The organism is Zhihengliuella halotolerans (assembly GCF_004217565.1).
Classification (GTDB): domain Bacteria; phylum Actinomycetota; class Actinomycetes; order Actinomycetales; family Micrococcaceae; genus Zhihengliuella; species Zhihengliuella halotolerans.
In genome coordinates this window covers 3,273,943-3,293,674 of the sequence record NZ_SHLA01000001.1, presented here as the reverse complement: position 1 = coordinate 3,293,674, position 19,732 = coordinate 3,273,943, and the positions used below count along the sequence as shown (strand labels likewise).

The following is a 19,732-nucleotide window of genomic DNA, read 5'->3' as shown; positions in this document are numbered from 1 at the left end:
CGTTGACCCTACCGGAACGGCAGTGTGGGTCAGCGCACCCGTTCGGCCCGTGACATGCGCGTTCGCGCCCCCGAGGCCAGGTGAATGACGACCGGCCCCTGCTGCCCCAGGGCGGCGTCCATCCGCCGCACCGACTCGGCGATGTCCTCGGCGATCCGCCGCGGCCCGGCCCCGAGCCGGGGCTGGACCTTGATCTGCAGGCCGGCCCCGTCCCCCCGCCACGTCGGCTCATCGTTCCTCCCGAACGCGACCGGCTCCCACGTCGTCACCGACACCGACACCAGGTCGCTGCGGCCGGCCAGTGCGGCCTTCATGACCTGCTCGGGCGCGGCGGCGCTGATCGAGACCGTGCCGGGCGTACCGACGTCGTGCGCCTCGGCCGGGTCCTGCCCGCGGGCGAAGATGCCCGTGCGCCCGCGCCCCTGCACCGCGATCCACCCGGCCATGAGCAGCACGATGGCGATCATCACGAGCGCGATGACGATCCACAGCCACGAGTCCCGCTGGCCGGGCAGGGTCGTGGCGGTGAGGACGGACTCCACGGCGCGGTGCACGTCCCCGGCGACCCGATGCCAGCCGTCGGCGTACGCCGGAAAGGAGAGCAGCAGCAGGCCGTGCAGGCCGGCGAGAGTGAAGAGCGTCCCGATCACGATCAGGAGGGTCCGGTTCAGTCCGCGGGGTGTCTGGTTCATAGCGGCGCTCCTTCTACTGTCCGACGACGCCGGTGTCGGCGACGCGGACGGTCACGGGCGGAACGGGGTCGATGAGGTTCTCCGCGAGCTCGTCCGCGACGGCCGCGCTGATCGCCTCCGCGTCGACAGGAATGCCCGACGTCGGCCGCACCTGGACGTCGACGTGTCCGTGCGCGACGGCGACGACCACCTGCTCGGGGCTGACGTTCGCCTCGGTGCGGGCACGGCGGGCGAGGGTCGCGGCCAGGACCTCGTGGTCGACGATGACGATCGCCCGGTCAATCTCGATCGCCCGACGCGCCTTGCGGCCGGGCAGCAGTCCTTGGAAGAGAAAATACAACCCGAGCAGCAGCACCACCAGAGAGCCCGCGCCGACCAGTCCACGGCTGGCCTCGTGCGGCAGCGCCGCAAGCCACGCCCACCATTGCTCCGGGGATTTGATCCACACGTCCTGGCCGATGGACTTCACTGCGGCCTCGAACATGAGGTAGAGGCAGATCAGCGCCACGAGCACGGCGGCGAGGATCGAGGCGAACGATCTCGCGGAATGCGTCTGCCGGCGCTGGATGAAGTAACGTTCGCGATCGCCGTCGCGGGTCCTGAGCCGACTCATGCGACCCTCCGTCCGGCACCGCGGCCGTCGGCTACGCCGTCGATGACGACGCCGGTCACACGGACGTCGACACGGCTCACCTGCGACCCCGTGACGTGCACGAACCGTTGCCGGACCGCGTCGCGCACGGTCACCGCGCGGTCCCACACACTCATGCCCGGAGTCGACGCCGGCGGCGTCAGCGGCAGCGGCAGGCTCAGCGCAATGGACAGGTCGCCGTAGTCGTCGTCGAGATCCACGTGGATGCGGGCCGCGGGAACGGCGAAAAGTTCAGCGGCGATGACCCGGGCGGCGCTCGCGAGCGCTTGCGTGGTGACGCGCGTGTGTCCGGGCAGCTGGGCGGGGGCTGTCACGAGGACGACCGCCGTCCCGTCAGCAGGTCCCAGAATTTGCGGGCGTCGATGCGCCCGTCGGCCAAGCGGCCGATGACCAGCCCGATCGCCAGGAAGACGCCCATGAGCATGAACCCGGCGGCGCCGTGCTCCAGCGCAGCCCAGCCGAGGGCCGCCGCGATCAGCAGGCTCAGGGCGACGGGGGAAAGTTGCATGTAGTTCACGCGCGTTCTCCATCCGGTGTAGTCGACTCCGCCGGTCGCGAAGTGGTCGGGAGGGCCTCGGTCGCCGGGCCCGGCGCGCTGTCGACGGCGACGTGAACGTCGCCGATCTCGACGTTGACCTCGATGACGCGCAGGCCAGTGAGCTCCTCCACCGAGCGGAAGACGGCGGCACGGACGTCGTCCGCGATCGCGTGCAGCGGCCGGCCGTACTCGGCGACGAGCGTGAGGTCGACGGCGACCTCCTCGCGGCCGACTTCCGCGCCCACCCCGACGGTGGACTCGCTGGTCCCGCCCGAAACGCGCCCGCGCAGCGCCCCGAGGGCCCGTCCCGCGCCGGTGCCGAGCGAGTGCACGCCCTCGACCGACCGGGCGGCCGCGGCGGCGACCCGGGCAACAGCGGCTTCGGAGACCTGCGTGGCTCCACCGATCTGCGGAGCCTGGGCAGGCGGCGACGGGACGGTCTGACCTGCTGGAGGCGCGCCGTCCACCGGGCCGGGGGCCCGGGGCGGATGCTGCTCGGAGTCCATTGCTGCCATGCCTTTCAAAACATGCTGCGTCTCACCTCACGTGAGACGCTCTCAGCCTACCGCCGCCTCACCGCCGTTGCACCAGTACCGCCACCTCCCGCGGGGCGAGCGTGCCGCGAGCCCCGGGCGCTCCCGCGCCGCCGAGGACCTCGCCATCGATTCCCTGCAGCGGCAGCTCCTCGTCGGTGCGGTTGATCAGGAAGGCGAAGTCGGCATCCGGGCAGCGCCGAACGGTCATCTCGACGCGACCGCGCAGCGGTTCGGGCAGCTCGGAAGCGACGCCGGCCGCGCCGAGCAGCACCTCCAGCGCACCCGCCCGGGCCCGGGGGTCCAGCCGCGTGGCCACATAGCTGGCCGAGCCGGCGTCCGGGCCGTGGGACCTTCGGGTCACCGCTGGCAGCCCGGCGAGCTCGTCGTTGTCCTCGAATCGCGCGAGGACCTGCACACCCTCGCCCGTGACGTCGACGATCTCACTCCACAGGTCGCCGGCGCCGGAGACCTCTGCCGCCGCGCCATCGACACCGCCGAGCGCCACCGTCTCCCCCGCGTGCAACGGCCGGAACTCCTCGACCCGGATGCCGAGCACCTCGCGCAGCGCGCCCGGATACCCGCCGAGCAGGACCCGGTCGTTCTCGTCGACGATCCCCGAGAAGTACGTGGTGACCAGGTGGCCACCGCCGGCGACGTACGCCGCGAGCGTCTTGGCCAACGCGTCCGGAACGCTGTAGAGCACGGGGGCGATGACGACGTCGAACCCGCCGATCTCCTGCCCGGCGTGCACGACGTCGGCGCGCACGCCGGCGTCGACGAGCGCGCGCCACCACGCGAATGCCTCGTCGCGGTAGCGCAGTCGGTCGGTGGGGTGGGAATCGAGCTCGCTGGCCCGCCATGAGGTCCAGTCGACCAGGATCGCGACCCGCGCCGGGGCGCGCCGGCTGCCGGCCACCGGGGACAGTTCGCCCAGGCGGGCGCCGAGGGCGACGACGTCGCGGAACAGCCGGCTGTCCTCGCCGGCGTGCGGCACCATGGCCGAGTGGTACTTCTCCGCACCGGCGGCGGACTGGCGCCACTGGAAATAGCAGACGGCGTCCGCTCCGTGCGCGACGTGGGCCAGCGAGTCCCGCGCCAGCTCGCCGGGGCGCTTGGGGCGGTTCACGGGCTGCCAGTTCACCGCGCTCGTCGAGTTCTCCATGAGGAACCAGGGCTCGCCGGCGGCGAGACCGGAGACCCAGGCCGCGGAGAAGGACAGCTCGTCGCGGGAGTCCGCCACGGGCTGGCGGTAGTGGTCGTTGGAGACGAAATCGACCTCGCGGGCGAACGTGGCGTAGTCCGCGAAGTTGGTCTCCCCCATGACCATGAAGTTGGTGGTGACGGGCACGTCGGGGGTGAAGCGGCGCAGGACGTCGCGCTCGGCGACGAAGTACTCGCGCAGGGCGTCGGAGCTGAAGCGGGCGAAGTCCAGCTGCTGCGTCGGGTTCGGGTAGGACGCGGCCTCCCGCGGCGGCAGGACGTGCTCGAAGTCGCTGTAGCGCTGGGACCAGAAGTCCGTGCCCCACGCGTGGTTCAGCGCGTCGACGTTTCCATAGCGGTTCCGCAGCCAGAGGCGGAAGGCGGATGCGGCGTCGTCGGAGTAGTCGTAGGCGTTGTGGCAGCCCAGCTCGTTGTTCACGTGCCAGGCGACGAGCGCGGGGTGATCGGCGTAGCGGCGGGCGATCGCCTCGACGAGCTCGAGCGCGTAGCGGCGGAAGACGGGTGAGGTCGGACGCCAGTGCTGGCGCCCGCCCTGCCAGAGGGTGCGGCCCTCGGCGGTCACGGGCAGGGTCTCCGGGTGCTTCATGGCCAGCCACGGCGGCGGCGACGCGGTGGCGGTCGCCAGGTCCACGCCGATCCCGTGGGCGTGCAGCAGGTCCATGATCTCGTCGAGCCACGCGAAATCCCACGTGTCCTCGTCGGGGCGGATCCGGGCCCACGAGAAGATCGCGAGGCTGACGACGTCGACATTCGCCTCCCGCATGAGCCGCACGTCCTCGCGCCAGATCTCGCGCGGCCACTGCTCGGGGTTGTAGTCGGCCCCGTAGGACAGGCGATCCGGGGCGCCTGCAGGTCGGCGCAGCCAGCGGTTGGTCATGGAGTGTTCTCCTTGTGGTGGGGCCCGGTTCGGTGCCGGGTGAATGGGGGCGCGGATCGTCCCCGGGTTGTCACCGGAGACGATCCGCGGAGCGTGCGTTATTCGATCGTGAAGCCCTGGTCCTCGCCGTAGGCCCGGAGAGTGTCCTGCCAGCCGGCGAGCCCCTCCTCCAGCGTGGTGCCGCTGACGAAGGCCTGACCGACCGAGTCGTTGAACACCGTGTTCGCGTAGACCTGGTACGGCAGGTAGTCCCAGCCGTCAACGACGGCCGCGGACGACTCCGAGAGGACCTGGTTGATCTGCTGTCCGCCGAAGTACTCGTATTCGCGCTCCACGAACTGCGGGTCCTCGAGATCGGCGGTCGTCGCCGGGAAGACGCCGTCGTCGACGCGCAGGTCCTTGCCGCCGCCGACGGCGGCGAACTCCAGGAAGTCGTAGGCGAGAGCCTGATGATCGCTGCCGGACATGACCGACATGCCGCTTCCGCCCTGCTCGGCGGTGGCGAAGCCGGCGTCGTCCCACTGGGGCATCGGCGCGACGCGCCAGTCGCCTGCGGCGTCCGGGACGCCGCCCTCGAGGTTCCCGGGCATCCAGGCACCGATCACCAGAGAGGCGATGGTGCCGTCGCCGAGGCCTTGGTACCACTCGTCGCTCCAGGAGCTGATCGGCGCGAGGAGTTGCTCGTCGATCATCGGCTGCCACACCTCACCGAACCGCTGCGAGCCCTCGTCGCCGAAGTCGATGCCGACGCTGGTGCCGTCCACCGTGAACGGATGGCCCCCGGCCTGCCACATGATGGAGGTCGTCAGGCCGGCGTCGCCGGTGTCGTTGGTGAGGTAGACGTCGGGGTCGGCCTCCTGCAGATCGCGCGCAGCCTCGAGATAGTCGTCCCAGGTTTCGGGCACCTCGATGCCGTGCTCGTCGAACACGGCCTCGTTGTAGAACAGCGCCATGGGACCCGAATCGAGCGGCAGCCCGTAGACGGCCTCGTCCGAGCTGACGCCGGCCCACGGCCCGGGAGCGAACTCGTCGGCGAGGTCGCCGGCGCCGAACTCCGTCAGATCGGCCAGAGCCTCGCCGAGGATGAACTGGGTGGTCGCCTGATACTCCACCTGGGCGAGATCGGGCCCGCCGCTGCCGGCGCTGGCCGCGTTCTGCAGCGCGGTGTAGTGGTCGTTTCCCGTACCGACGTTGACAACCTCGACGCTCACCTCGGGATTGGCGTCCTCGTAGGCCTCGGCGACGTATTCGATCGTCGGGTCCCAGGCCCAGACGGTGAGTTCGCCGCCCTCGGCAGCCGCCTCGTCCGGGTCCGCGCCGCCGGAACAGGCGGACAGGGCGAGGGCTGCGACGGCGGCGACGGACAGACCGGCGGCCCAGCGACGGCGGGGGCTGGGTGAGTGGATCATGGTGTTCTCTCCTCGTTGAAAGGGTGGATCGCGTAGGTGGTGGGTCATTCCTTGACGCCGCCGGCGGCCAGACCGGACTGCCAGAAGCGCTGCAGGAACAGGAAGGCGATGACGAGCGGGATGATCGTCAACAGGGATCCGGTCAGGACCAGGTCGAAGATGGCCTCGCCGCCGGCAGTGCCGGCCTGCGAGTTCCACTGGTTCAGCCCCAGCGTGAGCGGGTACCAGTCCGGGTCCCGCAGCATGATCAGCGGCAGGAAGTAGTTGTTCCAGGTGGCGACCATCGTGAACAGCAGGACGGTCACGGTGCCCGGGGCCAGCAGTGGCAGGCAGACCTGCCAGAAGGTCCGGAACTCGCTGGCCCCGTCGATCCGGGCGGCCTCCATGAGGTCCCCCGGGATGGCCTGATTCGCGAACGTCCACATCAGGTACAGGCCGAACGGCGAAATCAGCGACGGGATGATCACGGACCACGGCGTATCGGTCAGCTCCATGGCGCTGAACATCCAGAACGTCGGAACTGCCAGCGCAGTCCCCGGCACCGCGACGGCACCGATCACGACGGCGAAGACCGCCTTCTTGCCGGGGAAGTCGAATTTGGCGAGCGCGTAGCCGCCGAGCACCGCGAGCAGGGTCGCCCCTCCCGCGCCGGCGACGACGTACAGCACGGTGTTCCCGAGCCAGCGGACGAAGATGCCGTCGTCGTAGGTCAGGGCGCGGCCGATGTTCTCGAACAGGGAGAACTCGCTGCCGAACCACAGCCCGAACGTGGAGAAGAGGTCCCGCTGGTTCTTGGTCGAGTTGATCAGCAGCCAGAACAGCGGCACGAGCGAGTACAGCAAGACGACGCCCGTCAAGACTGTCAGCAGCGGGCTGCGGCGGGGGTTCGACGGAGTGGAAAGCCGGCTGCGCCGAGGTGCCGGGACTCGGAGGGTCGGAGTCGCGACCATGATCAGGCCTCCTTGTTCATGCCGCGCAGCTGGACCACGTAGGCGACGATCATCGTGACGACGCCCATGATGATCGCGATCGTGGCCGAGTAGTTCTGCTGCTGCCCCGCGAAGGACAGCGAGTAGGCGTAGAGATTGGGAGTGAACGACGACGAGATCGCGTTCGGGGCCAGCGACTGCAGGATGGCCGGCTCGTTGAACAGCTGGAAGCTGCCGATGATGGAGAAGATCGTCGCCACGACGAGGGCGCCGCGGATGGCGGGGATCTTGATCGCCGCGACGACCCGCCACTGGCCCGCGCCGTCGATGGCCGCCGCCTCGTAGAGCGAGGCCGGGACGACGCGCAGCGCCGCGTAGAAGATGAGCATGTTGTAGCCGACGAACTCCCACGTCACGATGTTGCCGATCGACAGCAGCACGAGATCGGGGCTCAGCAGGTTCGGCAGGTTCCAGCCGAAGAAGTCGTTCAGGTTGCCCACGAGCCCGAAGCGGGTGCCGTACATGAATCCCCACATCAGGCTGGCGACCACCGCCGGCACCGCGTAGGGCATGAAGATCGAAATACGGAAGAAGTCGCGGCCATAGAGGCGTCCGCTGTCGACCGCGAGCGCCACGAGCAGGGAGATCGCGAGCATGATCGGCACCTGGATAAGCAGGAACAGGCCGACGCGGATCAGCCCCGCCCAGAACGCGCCGTCGGTGAACGCCCGGGCGTAGTTGTCGAACCCGACGAACGTGGTCCCGCCGACCATCTGCGTGTGGAAAAGACTCAGGTACACGGAGTAGACGACCGGCGCGATGAAGACCAGGACGAAGACCAGCATGAACGGGCCGAGAAACCACCACCCGGTCCAGCGCCCTCTGGTGGCCCTGGCCCGCGGAAGCGCACCGGGATCCGAAGTCGGAGAGCCGGGAGGCACCGTGTCGACGGGTTCCTGTGTTGATGTCGCGCTCAAGCCGTGGTCCTTTCGGATTCTGGAGCGGGAGTTCGCCTCGACCGAAGACCGAGACGCATGTTTACGTAAACATCATACGCATGGATGTGACCTGCGCAACTGTTTTCCACCCCGGGTACGCTGGAGCCCATGACTTCGGGACCCCCTGCAAACCGCCGGAATCGCCACGTCTCCATGGCCGACGTGGCGCAGCTCGCGGGCGTCTCATCGCAGACGGTATCCCGGGTCTCCAACGGCTACGAGGGCGTTCTGCCGCAAACCCGCACTGCCGTCCTCGCGGCCATGGACGAATTGGGCTACCGGCCCAACAGTGCGGCCCGGGCGCTCAAGCTCGGCTCCTTCCGCACGATCGGCGTCATCACCTTCTCCCTCGCCCCGATGGGGAACTTCCGGACCATCGAGGCCATCTCCACCTCCGCGGCCGAGGCCGGATACGCGGTCACCCTCATCCCGGTCGGGCCCCCGACCCACGGCGGCGTCGAGAAGGCGTTCACGCGGCTCGAGGAGCTCGCCGTCGACGCAGTCATCGCCATCATGGAGGTCCACCTTCTGGATCGAGCCAAGGTGACGCTGCCGCGCGGCGTTCCGACCGTCGTCGTCGTCGATTCCGACGCGGGTGACGCCTACACGGTGGTGGACACCGATCAGGCCGACGGTGCGCAGCGCGCGACTCGGCACCTGCTGGACCTGGGCCACCGGACCGTCTGGCATCTGGCCGGCCCGGAGGATTCATTCGCCGCGGAACGGCGGACGAGGGCGTGGCGGGAGACCCTCGAGGCGGCCGGCCGCGAGGTCCCCGGACCGCTCCGCGGGGACTGGAGCGGCGAATCCGGATACACCGCCGGGCAGGAGCTCGCCCGGCGCGCCGACTGCACGGCCGTCTTCTGCGCCAACGACCAGATGGCGCTGGGCCTCTACCGCGCCCTGCGCGAGGCCGGGCGAGACGTGCCGCGCGACGTGAGCGTCGTGGGCTTCGACGACACCGCGGACTCCGCCTCGTACTCGCCCCCCCTGACCACCGTGCATCAGGACTTCGCCGAGGTCGGCCGCCGCTGCGTGCAGCGCGTACTCGACCACCTGCGCACGGGCGAGCACCCGCCGGGCACCTCGCTGGTGCCCACCCGCCTGGTCCTCCGCGAGAGCACGGCCCCGCCGCGGGACTGACGTCCTCGACACCGACTCCCCCGCCGCCGGGTCTTCACAGGTCTTCGACGAGCCGCTATGTTTGCGTAAACATCCTTCGGGATGTGACCCGCAGCACACCCCTTCCGACCTCTCCGAAAGGCCCCGACCTGTGACATCACACCGCGCCCGAGCCGCCCTCGCGGGGCTGGCCACCCTCGCACTCGCCGCGGGAGCACCAGCCGCCTTCGCGGCGCCGACTCCCGCTGAACCCGCCGCCGCCTCCAGCATGATCACCGGCACGGCGGACACCGTCCTGAAGCCGAATCCCGCCTACCAGGGCCCCGAATTCAGGGGCTGGGGCACCAGCCTCGTCTGGTTCGCCAACGCCACCGGCGGATACCCGGAAGACGTCCGGCGCGACCTGTTCGACAAGGTCTTCGGCCCCGAAGGGCTCAACCTGAACATCGCCCGTTACAACATCGGCGGCGGCAACGCGACAGACGTTCCGGCCTATCTGCGGCCGGGAGGTGCGGTGGAGGGCTGGTGGAACCCGGACTACGCCGCGGACGACGGCGTCACCGCCGAGTACGCGGACCGCGAAGCCTACGCGGAGGCCTGGGACCCGGACGATCCCGAGGCGTACAACTTCGACGCGGACGAATCCCAGCGCTGGTGGCTCGACGCCCTCGCCGCCGAGCGCGACGACATGGTGTGGGAGGCCTTCAGCAACTCGCCTCCCTACTTCCTCACCGAGAGCGGCTTCGTCTCCGGAGGCATCGACAATGGCAACACGGAGCAGCTCGCCGAGGAGGACATCAACGACTTCGTCGGCTACCTGACAGAGGTCGTGGACCACGTCGAGGCCGAACACGGGATCGACTTCGCCACGCTGGATCCGTTCAACGAACCCAACACGGACTACTGGGCTACGCGCCTGGGCGCGGACGGCTGGCCGACCACCGCCAGCCGGCAGGAGGGCGCGCACATCGGGCCCGAAGTCCAGGAACGCGTGATCGAAGCACTCGCGGAGCGGCTCGACGCACCGCAGACGGAGACCGACGTCGCGATCTCGGCGATGGACGAGACCAACCCCTCCCGGTTCGTGACGAACTGGAACGCGTACGGTCCCGCGGCACGGGACGCCGTCGAACAGCTCAATGTGCACACCTACGGGACGGGCGACCGGGTCGTCGTGCGTGACATCGCCAAGACCGCTGACAAACCGCTGTGGATGAGCGAGGTCGAAGGCAGCTGGGACGCGACCGGACACAACCTTACGAATATCGCGAACGGGCTCGGCATGGCGGGCCGGATCGTCGACGACATGCGCGAGCTCGAGCCCGAGGCGTGGGTGTTCTGGCAGCCGGTCGAGGACCTCTACAACATGGAGAAGGTGGAGGACAGCAACTGGGGTAGCGTCCTAGTGGACTTCGACTGCGACGAGAACGGCGACTCGGCCCGCCGCATCGCCGACGGCGAGGCCGACCCCTCCTGCGCAGTCCTGACGAACTCCAAGTTCAACACGGTCCGGAACTTCACCCACTTCATCGAGCCCGGCGACCGCTTCGTGCCCGCCGGCGACGACAACACGACCGCCGCGCTCAACGCGAGCGGCGACGGCGTCGACCTGGTGCACGTCAACGAGTCGGACGCCGCAGCGACGGTCACCGTGGACCTGAGCGCCTTCGGCGACGTGTCCGACGACGCAAACGTCACCCCCGTGGTCACCACCGAGTCGCCCGCGGAGGACCCGACGGCGAACGCTCTGGTCGAGGGCGAGCCCGTCGACGCCGCCACGGGCACGGCAACGCTGACCCTGCCCGCGAAATCCGTCACCACCTTGCAGGTGTCCGGAGTGTCGGGGGTGGCCGCAGACGCGGCTCCCGTGGTCGACGGCGCCCGATACCAGCTGGTCGGCGAGGCCTCCGGCAAGGCCCTGACTTCGGGGCCTGACGGCGCGAGCGTCGCGACAACGATCGAGCCAGCCGCCCGGACCCGCGACGAGGCATCGGCGCAGACGTGGACGGCCGTCCGCCTGAGTGACGGGCACACCCATCGCGAACGCCTCGCGCTGGTCGACGGGCACGGGCGCGGGCGCGCACTTGGCGTCGCGGACGACGGCGCGACCCGGTTGGTACCCCTTGGCGGCGCGGACCCGGCAGAAACTGCCACGGACGACGAGAGCCTCCAATGGATTCCGACCACGACCACCGGTTCGGACTGGTCTCTGGTCAACGTCGCGAACGCCCGTTCACTCGACGTCGACGGCGAGTCCTCGGCGTCGGGTGCGGCCGTAGGCACCTGGACGGCGACCAACCGCGCGAACCAGCTCTGGAGTGTGCGCAGCACCGAGTTGCTGGGCGTTGAAGCATCAGCGGTGCAGACCCTGCCGGGAGCCGCCGCAGACCTGCCGAAGACAGTGATTCCGCGGTACGCGCATGGACCCGGCGTGCCGGCTGACGTCAGCTGGGACGTCGAGAAGGTTGATTGGGGCGAAGAGGGGACGGTCACCGTGACCGGCACCGGAACGGACATCTTCGGCAACTCGTTCGACGACGCGGAGCTGACCATCGCCATCGGCACGTTCTCCGCCGTCGACCCGGTCTCAGTGACTACATGGGCCGGCGTCTCCGCCCGAACGGTTGCGGACAAGCTGCCCGAGACCGTGCCGGCTCAAGTCGACAGAGGTGCCGAGCGCTTCGATACGCCCGTGACTTGGGATGATGAGACGCTAACGGACGAGGTGCTCGCGTCACCCGGCACCGTCACGGTGGAGGGACTGGCTGAATCCAACGATCCGGACGCGAAACCGCTGCCGGCCACGGCCACCGTGATCGTGACGGAGCCATCGACGGCCAACGTGGCCCCGCAGGCGACCGCAGCCGCCACGTTCACCGAGCCCGGCTACTACGCGGCCGACACCGTCAACGGCGACACCGGCGACAAAGCCTGGTCCAACTGGGTCTCCGGCGCCAAGAACCCCCAAGACGTCCTGACGTACGATCTCGCCGCGAGGACCGCCGTCGAGTCCGTGACGGTGCACTTCTGGCGGGACGGCTCGCACGAGTCCTGGGCCGAGTCACTGCGCGTCGAAACACGGGCCGACGGCGGCGACTGGACAGCATCCCCCGACATCGAAGTGATCACCGACGACGGGTCTGCACCCGTGGTCGCGGTTGAGACCGGCGGACTCGCCGCTGATCAAGTGCGCGTAGTGCTCGACGCGCAGCCCGAAACGCACATGGTGGTGGCCGAGGTGGAGATCGAGGCGGTAACCGCCGGGACCTCCGACGTCTCCACGGTGGGACGGCTGATGCTCGGCGGCGTCGACGTCGCAGGCTTCACCCCGGAGACCACCACCTACCAGATCGCGACAGGCAGCAGGCACGGTGCGCGAGGGAACAAGTTCCCCGCACTCTCCGCCGCCCCGACGGATCAGGACGCGCAGGTCGACGTCGTACAGGCCGAGCTGCCGGGGCGAACGGCCTTCGTCACGGTGACGGCGACTGACGGCTCGCAGACGGAGTACCGGGTGGAGTTCGAGATCGGCAACTCCGGCAAGTACGGACGTCCCGGCGGCAACTGAGACCGACGGCGGCGCCCCCTCGATGAGAATCGCCCGGGGCGCCGCCGATTCACGCGGGCACGAGAAAGCCCCCGGAAGGATTCCTTCCGGGGGCTTTTCTAGCTGGTGGCTCCGACCGGCGTCGATCCGGTGACCTTTCGATTTTCAGTCGAACGCTCTACCAACTGAGCTACAGAGCCTGGCATCATCACTGATGATCACCGCGATCTTCCGTTGCCGGAACATCTCAGCGACCCTGACGGGACTTGAACCCGCGACCTCCGCCGTGACAGGGCGGCGCGCTAACCAACTGCGCTACAGGGCCAGTGTTGTTTGCGAAGAGGACCTCCGCTCACAAGATCTAAACCCTACCAGAGTCGATTTTGCCTTCGCAAATCGGCTCAGCGTGATCTAGATCTCAGTACCCCCAACGGGATTCGAACCCGTGTCGCCGCCGTGAAAGGGCGGTGTCCTAGGCCACTAGACGATGGGGGCCTTCAATCCACCGCGCGGCAGTAGCCGTGCAGCGAACCAGTAAAACTATAGTGCACGGCCGCGCGCAACACCAAACCGGCTCCCGGAGCCGACGGAGATGCCGGAGAACGCCACGAAAAGCTAGAGTCGAGCCATGCCCTTCACGATGGACGACGATGCGTTCGAAGACGCCGTCACGCGAGCCCTGGATGAGATCCCCGAGCGCCTGCGCGACGTCATGGACAACGTCGTCGTCTTCATCGAGAACCGCTACGAACCCGGACCCGGCGAGGACCCCGACACCGTGCTGCTCGGCCTGTACGACGGCGTCCCGCTCACCGAGCGCGGCATGGACTGGGGCGAAGTCCCGATGCCCGATCGGATCTTCATCTACCAGGAGCCGATCCTTCAGATGTGCGATTCGGAAGAGGAGGTCGTCGACGAGGTGACGATCACGGTCGTGCACGAGGTCGCGCACCACTTCGGAATCGACGACGAGACCCTGCACAAGCTCGGGTGGGGCTGATGGGTCACGACCACGGGCACAGCCACGGATTGTCTGGGGGCACGGCGACGGGCCGGCACCGGCGCAAGCTCGTTGCCGTCGTCATCATCACCCTCCTGGGCGTCGTCGCCCAGCTGATCGGCGCGGCGATCTCCGGTTCCCTCTCGCTGCTGGCGGACGCCGGGCACATGCTCTCCGACGCCGCGGGCGTCAGCATCGCGCTGCTGGCCGCTTGGGTCGCGACGCGCCCAGCCACGTCGAAGCGGACGTTCGGCTGGCAGCGTGCGGAGGTGCTCGCCGCGCTGGCCAACGCGACGATCCTCGTGGTCATCGCCGTCGTCATCACGATCGAGGCAATCGGCCGCTTCGGGCAACCAGCGGACGTCGCCGCCACACCCATGCTCATCGCGGCATGCATCGGCCTCACGGCCAACCTGATCAGCCTCTCGATCCTGCACAGCGGCCGCAAAGCGAGCCTCAACCTGCGCGGAGCCTACCTGGAGGTCCTCGGCGACACGCTCGGCTCGCTCGCGGTCATCGCCGCCGCGATTGTCATCGCGCTGACCGGATCCGGGCTGGCCGACCCGATCGCCTCCCTGGCGATCGCCGCCATGATCCTGCCGCGCGCCTGGTCCCTCATGCGCGAAGTCGTCGACGTCCTCCTGGAGGCCACGCCGCGACACGTGGACCTCGACGCGGTCCGCGAGCACATCCTCTCGGTCGAGGGCGTCGTGGGTGTACACGACCTGCACGCGTGGACCATCACGTCGGGCGTGCCGGTGTGTTCGGCGCATATCGTGCTCGACGCCGCCCACTTCTCCGCCGAGCGCACAGACGAGGTGCTCGACGCCCTCACCGAGTGCCTCGGCACGCACTTCGACACCGAACACTGCACCTTCCAGCTCGAGCCCGCGGAGCATTCCAGCCACGAACACCCCACGCACGACTGACGACGCCGCGGCACCGGCCGCCACATCGTCGTATATTCCTCCACCGGAATGACACGAATGTGATTAGTGGGGTTTATGTGAATCCTGTTGCTCATGGGGCCCCGGTGCCCTATTCTCACAGTTGGTGCGCCACTGCGGTGCGCCCCGCCGAACCCGAACCCGGGGACGGATCCGGACCCGCATCTGCACTCATTCGTGAGGATCATCCATGGCCCAGCGGCACCCCTTGCCCGTCGCCTTCTGCGCGCTCGCCCTCGTCGCGGGCGCATCCCTGAGCGGTACGACGGCATCCGCATCGCCCCAGACGGGTCAGCTCGCATCGGTGCTCGGCACCTCGCTCCCGGCGTCGCCCATCGCGGCCGCCAAGCTGCCGACGACCGCGGAGGTCAAGGCCGCCAAGGAGGACCCCACCGCACTGCAGGCCATGGTCGAGCGGGTCGAGTCGCTGATCTTCGACGCCAGCCACCGCGTCGCCGAGGCCGAAGTCGCCGCTCTGAGCGACCAGGAGTCCGCGACCGCCGCGCAGGAAGTCTTGGCCGAGCGCAATGCCGCCGCCGAGGACGCCCGCCGGAACGCGAAGGCCGCCGAGAAGTACTACGAGGAGAGCCAGGAGGCCGTCGGCCAACTCGCAGGCGACCTCTACCGCAACGCGGGCGTGAATCCCGCCGTCTCCGCACTGCTGACCCAGAGCGATTCCAACGACGTCCTCTACAAGACGTCCACCATGACCGCGCTCGCCTCCAACCGCGCCCGCACGCTGGCCACGGCCGACGAGGCCGCGAACCTCTGGTCGGCGTGGAAGGACTACGCCGCGGCGTGCGAGCAGGCCGCCGAGGAGGCCGCCGGCATCAGCGCGGCCGCGCTCGACGAGGCCGAACGCGAGCAGGCCAGCTACGAGGCCGCCCTGGCCGAGCAGGAACGCAGCCGCGACGAACTGGTCGGCCAGCTGGCCACGCTCCGCGAGACGACGGCCCGCGAAGAGGCCGAGCGCATCGAAGCCCGCGAAGCTGAGGAGCGCGAACAGCAGCTTGCGCAGGCCCGCGAGCAGGCCCCCGAGATCGCCCCTGCAGCCGTGCCCGAGCCCGCCGCCGAGGCACCAGCGGTGCCGACCCCTCCGCCGGCGGTCCCCGACAGCGAGCCGGCTCCCAGCGTGATCACGCGCCCGACGCCGACGAAGACCCCGGCTCCGACGCAGGCACCCTCCCCCGACGTTGCCCCGCCGACGCAGACCGCGACACCGAAACCGGCCCCGACCAAAACGGCCGCGCCGAAACCCACGAAGACGGCCACGCCCAAGCCGAGCCCGACCAAGACGGCCGCACCGAAGCCGGCCCCGACCAAGACGGCGACCCCCAAGCCCAAGCCGACGAAGACTGCGGCGCCGGCTCCCGCACCGAAACCGAAGCCGACTCCGAAACCGACTCCGCCTCCGGCCCCCGCGCCGGCACCGGGTTCCGGCAGCTCCGCCTACGAGCCGGCCATCTCATGGGCGGTCAACATCGCCAACGACGACCGCTACACGTATCTCTACGGCGGCAACCCGCCGTGGCAGTTCGACTGCTCCCTGTTCACCCAGGGCGCGTTCCGCCAGGGCGGCGTCTCGCTGCCGCGCACCTCGACGCAGCAGTACCACTCCGCGCCCGTCAAGGTCCCGCTGAGCCAGCTCAAGCGCGGCGACCTGGTGTTCTCGACGTCCAATGGCGGCAGCTCCTTCTACCACGTGGCCATCTACATGGGGAACGGGCAGGTCGTGCACGCCCGCAACCCGAGCGCCGGCATCTCCGTGACGCCGCTGAGCTGGGTCAACAACATCCACTCGTACGGCGTCCGTTACTAAGGTACGTACCGCACCAGCGACCCGTTTACGGCGTCCTTTCCCGCGTCTCTGCAACGAATTCGGGGTGAAAGAGGATTCGAAAACGGGTCGCTGGTGAACTAACGGGGCTACCGCGCCGCGCACCACCGCGCAGCGGCGACAAGAACCGCTTCCGCTCTCTGATCCGCGTGGTTCCTCCCGTTGCCCGTGTGCCCGCCGGCCTCGGTGCGCAGGTGCGCCTCACCGCCGCGGCTCCGCAACTCGCTGCACCACTCGGCGGCATCGGAGGTCTCAAGCCGGGCATCCTGCTGCGGCGAGTTGACGAGGAACGGCGGTAGGACGCGGTCCTCCGGCAGCTCGCGCAAGCGATGCAACGGTGAGAGACCACGCCGCGCGCGGGGTTCAGCGCCGTGACCGAATTCTTCGTCCCAGTGGCGCCCGTACCCGTGCCGCGACATCGCGACGACGTCGAGCAACGGCGCCGTGAGCACCACCCCGGCCAGCAGTTCTGGGACCTCGAGCGCGGCCATCGCAGCCAACCAGCCACCGTGGGATGCCCCAGCCAGAACCAGTGGCAGCGGCCCTTCGCCCGCGCCTTCGAACGCGAGGCTGCGCAGGCAGTCCACCAGGTCGTCAACCGCGGTTTGCTTGCGCGCTCCCGACCCCGCCGCGTGCCATCGGGGGCCTCGCTCGCCACCACCTCTGACCTGCGCCGCAGCCGTGATGCCGCCCAGCCTCGCCCATGCGGTGACCGTCGGCCCGTGCTCCAGGCCGTGCACCACCCCGAATCCGCCGTAGCAGGTCACCAGGATGCCGCACGGCTTCTCCGTCTCCTCCGGTCGGGCAATCTGCATGCTGACTCGCTCACCGTCCCGCACGACGATGTCTTGCTGCTCCACGCGAAGTCCCCGCTGAGGCGGCGGCTGCGACGGATCGGAACGCGAAGGTCCCCGCGTCGCCGGAAAGGATTCGATCCGGCAGGGGTGCTGCGGGGACTCGCTGCTCCACCACGCGCTCCCGCCCGGAAGGAGCGACAAGGCCGTGACGCGTTCTCCGGGTTCCCCGCGCCAGATGGGCTCCGGCGCACCACCCGCACGCCCGGTGTGCGGCCCACGAGTGTCATAGCGGATCAAGCTCTCCCGATGGTCGTCGGCGATCCGCAGCACGGCATGGGTTGAAGACCAGTCGAGTCCCCGCAATCCCGCAGCGAGGGGTATGCCGTCGCCGGGGAGCTCTATCGGCGGCCCGCCCGCCCACGAGTGCAGGCGAAGACTCTGGGTCCGTTCGTCGGCGAGAACGAGTCCGCGCCCGAGCACCGCCACCAGTCGCCCGAGGGCGTCGCGCGGGACATCCACCTCGCGCCACTCAGTGCTGCCGGCGCCGGGCCAAGACCAGCAGGTGACGTGCCCGTGCAGCCGGCGGATGAGCAGCGGCGTGTCATGGGCGCCGACGCCCAGAGACCACAGTCCTTCGGTCATGTCGGCGGGGCCCGCGAACGGTAGCGCGTGCAGCTCATCCGTCCGCCGGCGGGCAGGATCGACGTCGCACCGCAGCGGGGCATCCGACCCGAGAGCGATCAGGCTGCGGCCTCCGTCAGTCCATGCGAAGCGCCCCGGACGGACAGCGGGGCCGGCGACTTCCTGCGGACTCGCGTGCGGGGCCGGGACAACGAGCAGCCGAGCAGTCTCGTCCCCGCGCGCGGAGACGGTCAGCGCCAAGGCACCGTTCGGCCCGGGCAAGCTCGCCCGGGGCACCATGCCGGCAGGCAAGGCGATGTGGGGACGCGGTGTGGTCCAGGGGCGTTCGATATCCCAGTCTCCGGGAGCTCCCCAGAGAACGACGGCGTCGTCAGCGCCCGGCCGTCGAAGATGCTGGGTCACCATTCCGTGGTCAGCATAGACAGGCGGCGTCGCCTGCGGGATCTCCGCCCACTCCCGAAGGGTCGCGTTCACGGCGGCTCGAACAGGTCCTGCTGCGAAACTCAACGGCCGACCGTATCCAGATCTCCGCCTCGAGGGGCGTGCAACCACGTCAGTGCGCCCCCGAGATGCAGGGGCGTGGGCCAGTTCAGGACGCGTGGTTGGTGGTCGTCGTCATGCGCGTCGACCACCCAGACGGCGCCTTCGCCACCTTGACTCACAGCAATGGTGGAGCCCTGCGGATCCGCCGCGATCGATCGCCGCTGCGTCTTCTCCCACGGTGTGCGGCCCGGGACGGGCCCGTACTTCAGCGCGGGCAGTCGGCGCCGCTTGCTGACGTGTGGCGTGCCGTTCGGCGGGCAGGAGACCACCACCACCTCGTCTCCGTCAGGGTGAACGCGGGCGAACGCGAGCCCGCCGGCGATGGGTGCGCAACGGAAGATGAGCCCGGGGCCCAAGTCCAGCAGCTGCGTCCGGCTGTCTCCAGGCGTGTGGAACCACAGCGAGTTGTCCCATTCATGCCAGCGCCCCGGTTGGCCGCCGGCGCGGCGCAGCACCGTGACCACCGCTCGACGTTCCGGGACCCAACGCAGGAAGTATCCACGGCCGGGAAACTCCCAATCGATGATGGACCGACGTTCGGGGTGACCCGTCAGGTCCCACGTTTCCACGCCGGCGTCGGTGGCCACCAGCAATGTTCGGCCTCCCGGAAGCAGAACGTCCCCGTGCCCTGCGTCTCCCAGCCCGTCCGCGACGGCACCGCTCAATCGCGGGGTGTTCCCGGGGGCTTCGAGGACGTCATGCAGGTTCAGCATCTCCACCGCGCCCGGCATGCGGTGGCGGAGCACCACGTGCGGATCAGGGGCTCCCGGCGCAATCACCACGCCGGGTTCGCCAACGCGGCTCCGAAACCTGCGGCCCCGGGCGCCGCCGGCGGTAAGCCGATCGACGACGGTCACGACGTCGTTCCATGCCTCCGTATTGGTTCCGAGCCCGGATGTCACCGCGAGGTAGCGCCCGGACGCGTCGCACGCCAGATGCTCAGCGGGCACGCCGACCGGGATCTCCTGCGTGATGGCATGTGCGGGCTCAGCCGTCGGATCGAGCACGACAACGCGGCCCAGGCTTTCGTCCACGAAGACCAGCTCTCCCGTGGGTACGTGCAGTGATCCGGCATGTTCCGAGAAGGAGAAAGAGCCCGGCAGCCGGTCTTCAGCGCGTGGACCGTCAGCATCGGGATCCACCAGGTGGATGCTGCCCGCGTCATGGTCAGCCACCAGCAGTCGCCGTCCGGAGGTGAAGTAGTTCATGAGTCCCTCTTGCAATTGAGAATGATTCTCATCTAGTCTACTCGAGTCTGCTGTCGGGTTTCCAGGGACAGCACACCGGCTTTCCCACCCGCAGCAGATGCATCGAAAGGAGTTCTCACATGCAGAACGAGAACACGCAGGCGATGACCGAGATCGCCGAGACCGAGCAGCTGGCCCACGATTCGGCTTCGCACTCCAACGCACTGGTCGAGAATCCGTTCGACTGATGATGGACGC

Annotated in this window: 17 protein-coding genes and 3 tRNA genes; 6 read left to right on the top strand and 14 right to left on the bottom strand. The window is 69.2% G+C overall.

Going from position 1 to position 19,732, the window contains the following annotated elements; all coding sequences use genetic code 11:
* Positions 1 to 29 precede the first annotated feature (29 nt).
* From EV380_RS15175 to EV380_RS15135, 9 genes are all read right to left on the bottom strand, one after another.
* Complete coding sequence (locus EV380_RS15175; RefSeq protein ID WP_130451811.1) at positions 30 to 692, bottom strand: hypothetical protein; 663 nt, start codon at positions 690 to 692, stop codon at positions 30 to 32.
* Between the two features lie 13 nt (positions 693 to 705).
* Positions 706 to 1,305, bottom strand: a complete 600-nt coding sequence (locus tag EV380_RS15170; RefSeq protein WP_102157873.1) for a hypothetical protein — start codon at positions 1,303 to 1,305, stop codon at positions 706 to 708.
* Entirely contained in the window at positions 1,302 to 1,658 is a 357-nt protein-coding gene (locus EV380_RS15165; protein ID WP_130451810.1) for a hypothetical protein, read from the bottom strand. The genes EV380_RS15170 and EV380_RS15165 overlap by 4 nt, the downstream gene beginning before the upstream one ends.
* On the bottom strand, positions 1,655 to 1,861 hold the full coding sequence (locus EV380_RS15160; RefSeq protein WP_423219034.1) for a hypothetical protein: 207 nt from the start codon (positions 1,859 to 1,861) through the stop codon (positions 1,655 to 1,657). Before EV380_RS15160 ends, EV380_RS15165 begins: the two co-directional genes overlap by 4 nt.
* On the bottom strand, positions 1,858 to 2,397 hold the full coding sequence (locus tag EV380_RS15155) for an Asp23/Gls24 family envelope stress response protein (protein ID WP_242607651.1): 540 nt from the start codon (positions 2,395 to 2,397) through the stop codon (positions 1,858 to 1,860). Before EV380_RS15155 ends, EV380_RS15160 begins: the two co-directional genes overlap by 4 nt.
* 58 nt (positions 2,398 to 2,455) lie before the next feature.
* On the bottom strand, positions 2,456 to 4,516 hold the full coding sequence (locus EV380_RS15150; RefSeq protein ID WP_130451809.1) for a beta-galactosidase: 2,061 nt from the start codon (positions 4,514 to 4,516) through the stop codon (positions 2,456 to 2,458).
* 98 nt (positions 4,517 to 4,614) lie between these two features.
* On the bottom strand, positions 4,615 to 5,925 hold the full coding sequence (locus EV380_RS15145) for an ABC transporter substrate-binding protein (RefSeq protein ID WP_130451808.1): 1,311 nt from the start codon (positions 5,923 to 5,925) through the stop codon (positions 4,615 to 4,617).
* A gap of 44 nt (positions 5,926 to 5,969) precedes the next feature.
* Positions 5,970 to 6,875 carry a carbohydrate ABC transporter permease gene (locus EV380_RS15140; RefSeq protein ID WP_102157868.1) on the bottom strand — a complete coding sequence of 302 codons (906 nt, stop codon included), beginning with the start codon at positions 6,873 to 6,875 and terminating at the stop codon, positions 5,970 to 5,972.
* Positions 6,876 to 6,877: 2 nt separating this feature from the next.
* Positions 6,878 to 7,795, bottom strand: a complete 918-nt coding sequence (locus EV380_RS15135) for a carbohydrate ABC transporter permease (RefSeq protein ID WP_165392002.1) — start codon at positions 7,793 to 7,795, stop codon at positions 6,878 to 6,880.
* 165 nt (positions 7,796 to 7,960) lie between these two features.
* Here EV380_RS15135 and EV380_RS15130 point away from each other — a divergent pair, with 165 nt between their 5' ends.
* Both EV380_RS15130 and EV380_RS15125 read left to right on the top strand, forming a co-directional pair.
* Positions 7,961 to 8,995, top strand: coding sequence for a LacI family DNA-binding transcriptional regulator (locus EV380_RS15130; RefSeq protein ID WP_242607650.1), 1,035 nt, complete (start codon positions 7,961 to 7,963; stop codon positions 8,993 to 8,995).
* 130 nt (positions 8,996 to 9,125) lie between these two features.
* Entirely contained in the window at positions 9,126 to 12,542 is a 3,417-nt protein-coding gene (locus EV380_RS15125; protein ID WP_130451807.1) for a glycoside hydrolase, read from the top strand.
* Positions 12,543 to 12,645: 103 nt separating this feature from the next.
* On the opposite strand, the gene EV380_RS15120 is transcribed toward EV380_RS15125, so the two are convergent.
* The 3 genes from EV380_RS15120 to EV380_RS15110 all read right to left on the bottom strand — a co-directional run bounded on the left by EV380_RS15120 (position 12,646) and on the right by EV380_RS15110 (position 13,016).
* Positions 12,646 to 12,721 (bottom strand) — tRNA-Phe (locus EV380_RS15120).
* Positions 12,722 to 12,772: 51 nt separating this feature from the next.
* Positions 12,773 to 12,846 (bottom strand) — tRNA-Asp (locus EV380_RS15115).
* 97 nt (positions 12,847 to 12,943) lie between these two features.
* A tRNA-Glu gene (locus EV380_RS15110) sits at positions 12,944 to 13,016 on the bottom strand.
* A gap of 133 nt (positions 13,017 to 13,149) precedes the next feature.
* Here EV380_RS15110 and EV380_RS15105 point away from each other — a divergent pair.
* From EV380_RS15105 to EV380_RS15095, 3 genes are all read left to right on the top strand, one after another.
* Complete coding sequence (locus EV380_RS15105; RefSeq protein ID WP_102157864.1) at positions 13,150 to 13,521, top strand: metallopeptidase family protein; 372 nt, start codon at positions 13,150 to 13,152, stop codon at positions 13,519 to 13,521.
* The gene (locus EV380_RS15100) at positions 13,521 to 14,450 is read left to right on the top strand and encodes a cation diffusion facilitator family transporter (RefSeq protein WP_130451806.1); all 930 of its coding nucleotides are present in this window, start codon (positions 13,521 to 13,523) and stop codon (positions 14,448 to 14,450) included. The genes EV380_RS15105 and EV380_RS15100 overlap by 1 nt, the downstream gene beginning before the upstream one ends.
* A gap of 208 nt (positions 14,451 to 14,658) precedes the next feature.
* Complete coding sequence (locus EV380_RS15095) at positions 14,659 to 16,287, top strand: C40 family peptidase (protein ID WP_130451805.1); 1,629 nt, start codon at positions 14,659 to 14,661, stop codon at positions 16,285 to 16,287.
* Between the two features lie 107 nt (positions 16,288 to 16,394).
* Here EV380_RS15095 and EV380_RS15090 read toward each other — a convergent pair whose 3' ends face one another.
* Entirely contained in the window at positions 16,395 to 18,218 is a 1,824-nt protein-coding gene (locus tag EV380_RS15090; RefSeq protein ID WP_207219448.1) for a prolyl oligopeptidase family serine peptidase, read from the bottom strand.
* Between the two features lie 29 nt (positions 18,219 to 18,247).
* Positions 18,248 to 19,495: a YncE family protein gene (locus EV380_RS15085; protein WP_130451804.1), complete on the bottom strand. Its 1,248-nt coding sequence runs from the start codon at positions 19,493 to 19,495 to the stop codon at positions 18,248 to 18,250.
* Positions 19,496 to 19,614: 119 nt separating this feature from the next.
* On the opposite strand from EV380_RS15085, the gene amiA reads away from it, so the two are divergent.
* A complete protein-coding gene (gene amiA / locus EV380_RS16935) occupies positions 19,615 to 19,722 on the top strand; it encodes a streptamidine family RiPP (protein WP_242607649.1) in 108 nt (35 codons plus the stop codon).
* Positions 19,723 to 19,732: the final 10 nt, after the last annotated feature.

Bases quoted from the DNA above. Each gene is read 5' to 3' on its own strand.
- EV380_RS15175 (WP_130451811.1), bottom strand. From the start codon at position 692: ATGAACCAGACACCCCGCGGACTGAACCGGACCCTCCTGATCGTGATC.
- EV380_RS15170 (WP_102157873.1), bottom strand. From the start codon at position 1,305: ATGAGTCGGCTCAGGACCCGCGACGGCGATCGCGAACGTTACTTCATC.
- EV380_RS15155 (WP_242607651.1), bottom strand. From the start codon at position 2,397: ATGGCAGCAATGGACTCCGAGCAGCATCCGCCCCGGGCCCCCGGCCCG.
- EV380_RS15150 (WP_130451809.1), bottom strand. From the start codon at position 4,516: ATGACCAACCGCTGGCTGCGCCGACCTGCAGGCGCCCCGGATCGCCTG.
- EV380_RS15145 (WP_130451808.1), bottom strand. From the start codon at position 5,925: ATGATCCACTCACCCAGCCCCCGCCGTCGCTGGGCCGCCGGTCTGTCC.
- EV380_RS15140 (WP_102157868.1), bottom strand. From the start codon at position 6,875: ATGGTCGCGACTCCGACCCTCCGAGTCCCGGCACCTCGGCGCAGCCGG.
- EV380_RS15130 (WP_242607650.1), top strand. From the start codon at position 7,961: ATGACTTCGGGACCCCCTGCAAACCGCCGGAATCGCCACGTCTCCATG.
- EV380_RS15105 (WP_102157864.1), top strand. From the start codon at position 13,150: ATGCCCTTCACGATGGACGACGATGCGTTCGAAGACGCCGTCACGCGA.
- EV380_RS15100 (WP_130451806.1), top strand. From the start codon at position 13,521: ATGGGTCACGACCACGGGCACAGCCACGGATTGTCTGGGGGCACGGCG.
- EV380_RS15095 (WP_130451805.1), top strand. From the start codon at position 14,659: ATGGCCCAGCGGCACCCCTTGCCCGTCGCCTTCTGCGCGCTCGCCCTC.
- EV380_RS15085 (WP_130451804.1), bottom strand. From the start codon at position 19,495: ATGAACTACTTCACCTCCGGACGGCGACTGCTGGTGGCTGACCATGAC.
- amiA (WP_242607649.1), top strand. From the start codon at position 19,615: ATGCAGAACGAGAACACGCAGGCGATGACCGAGATCGCCGAGACCGAG.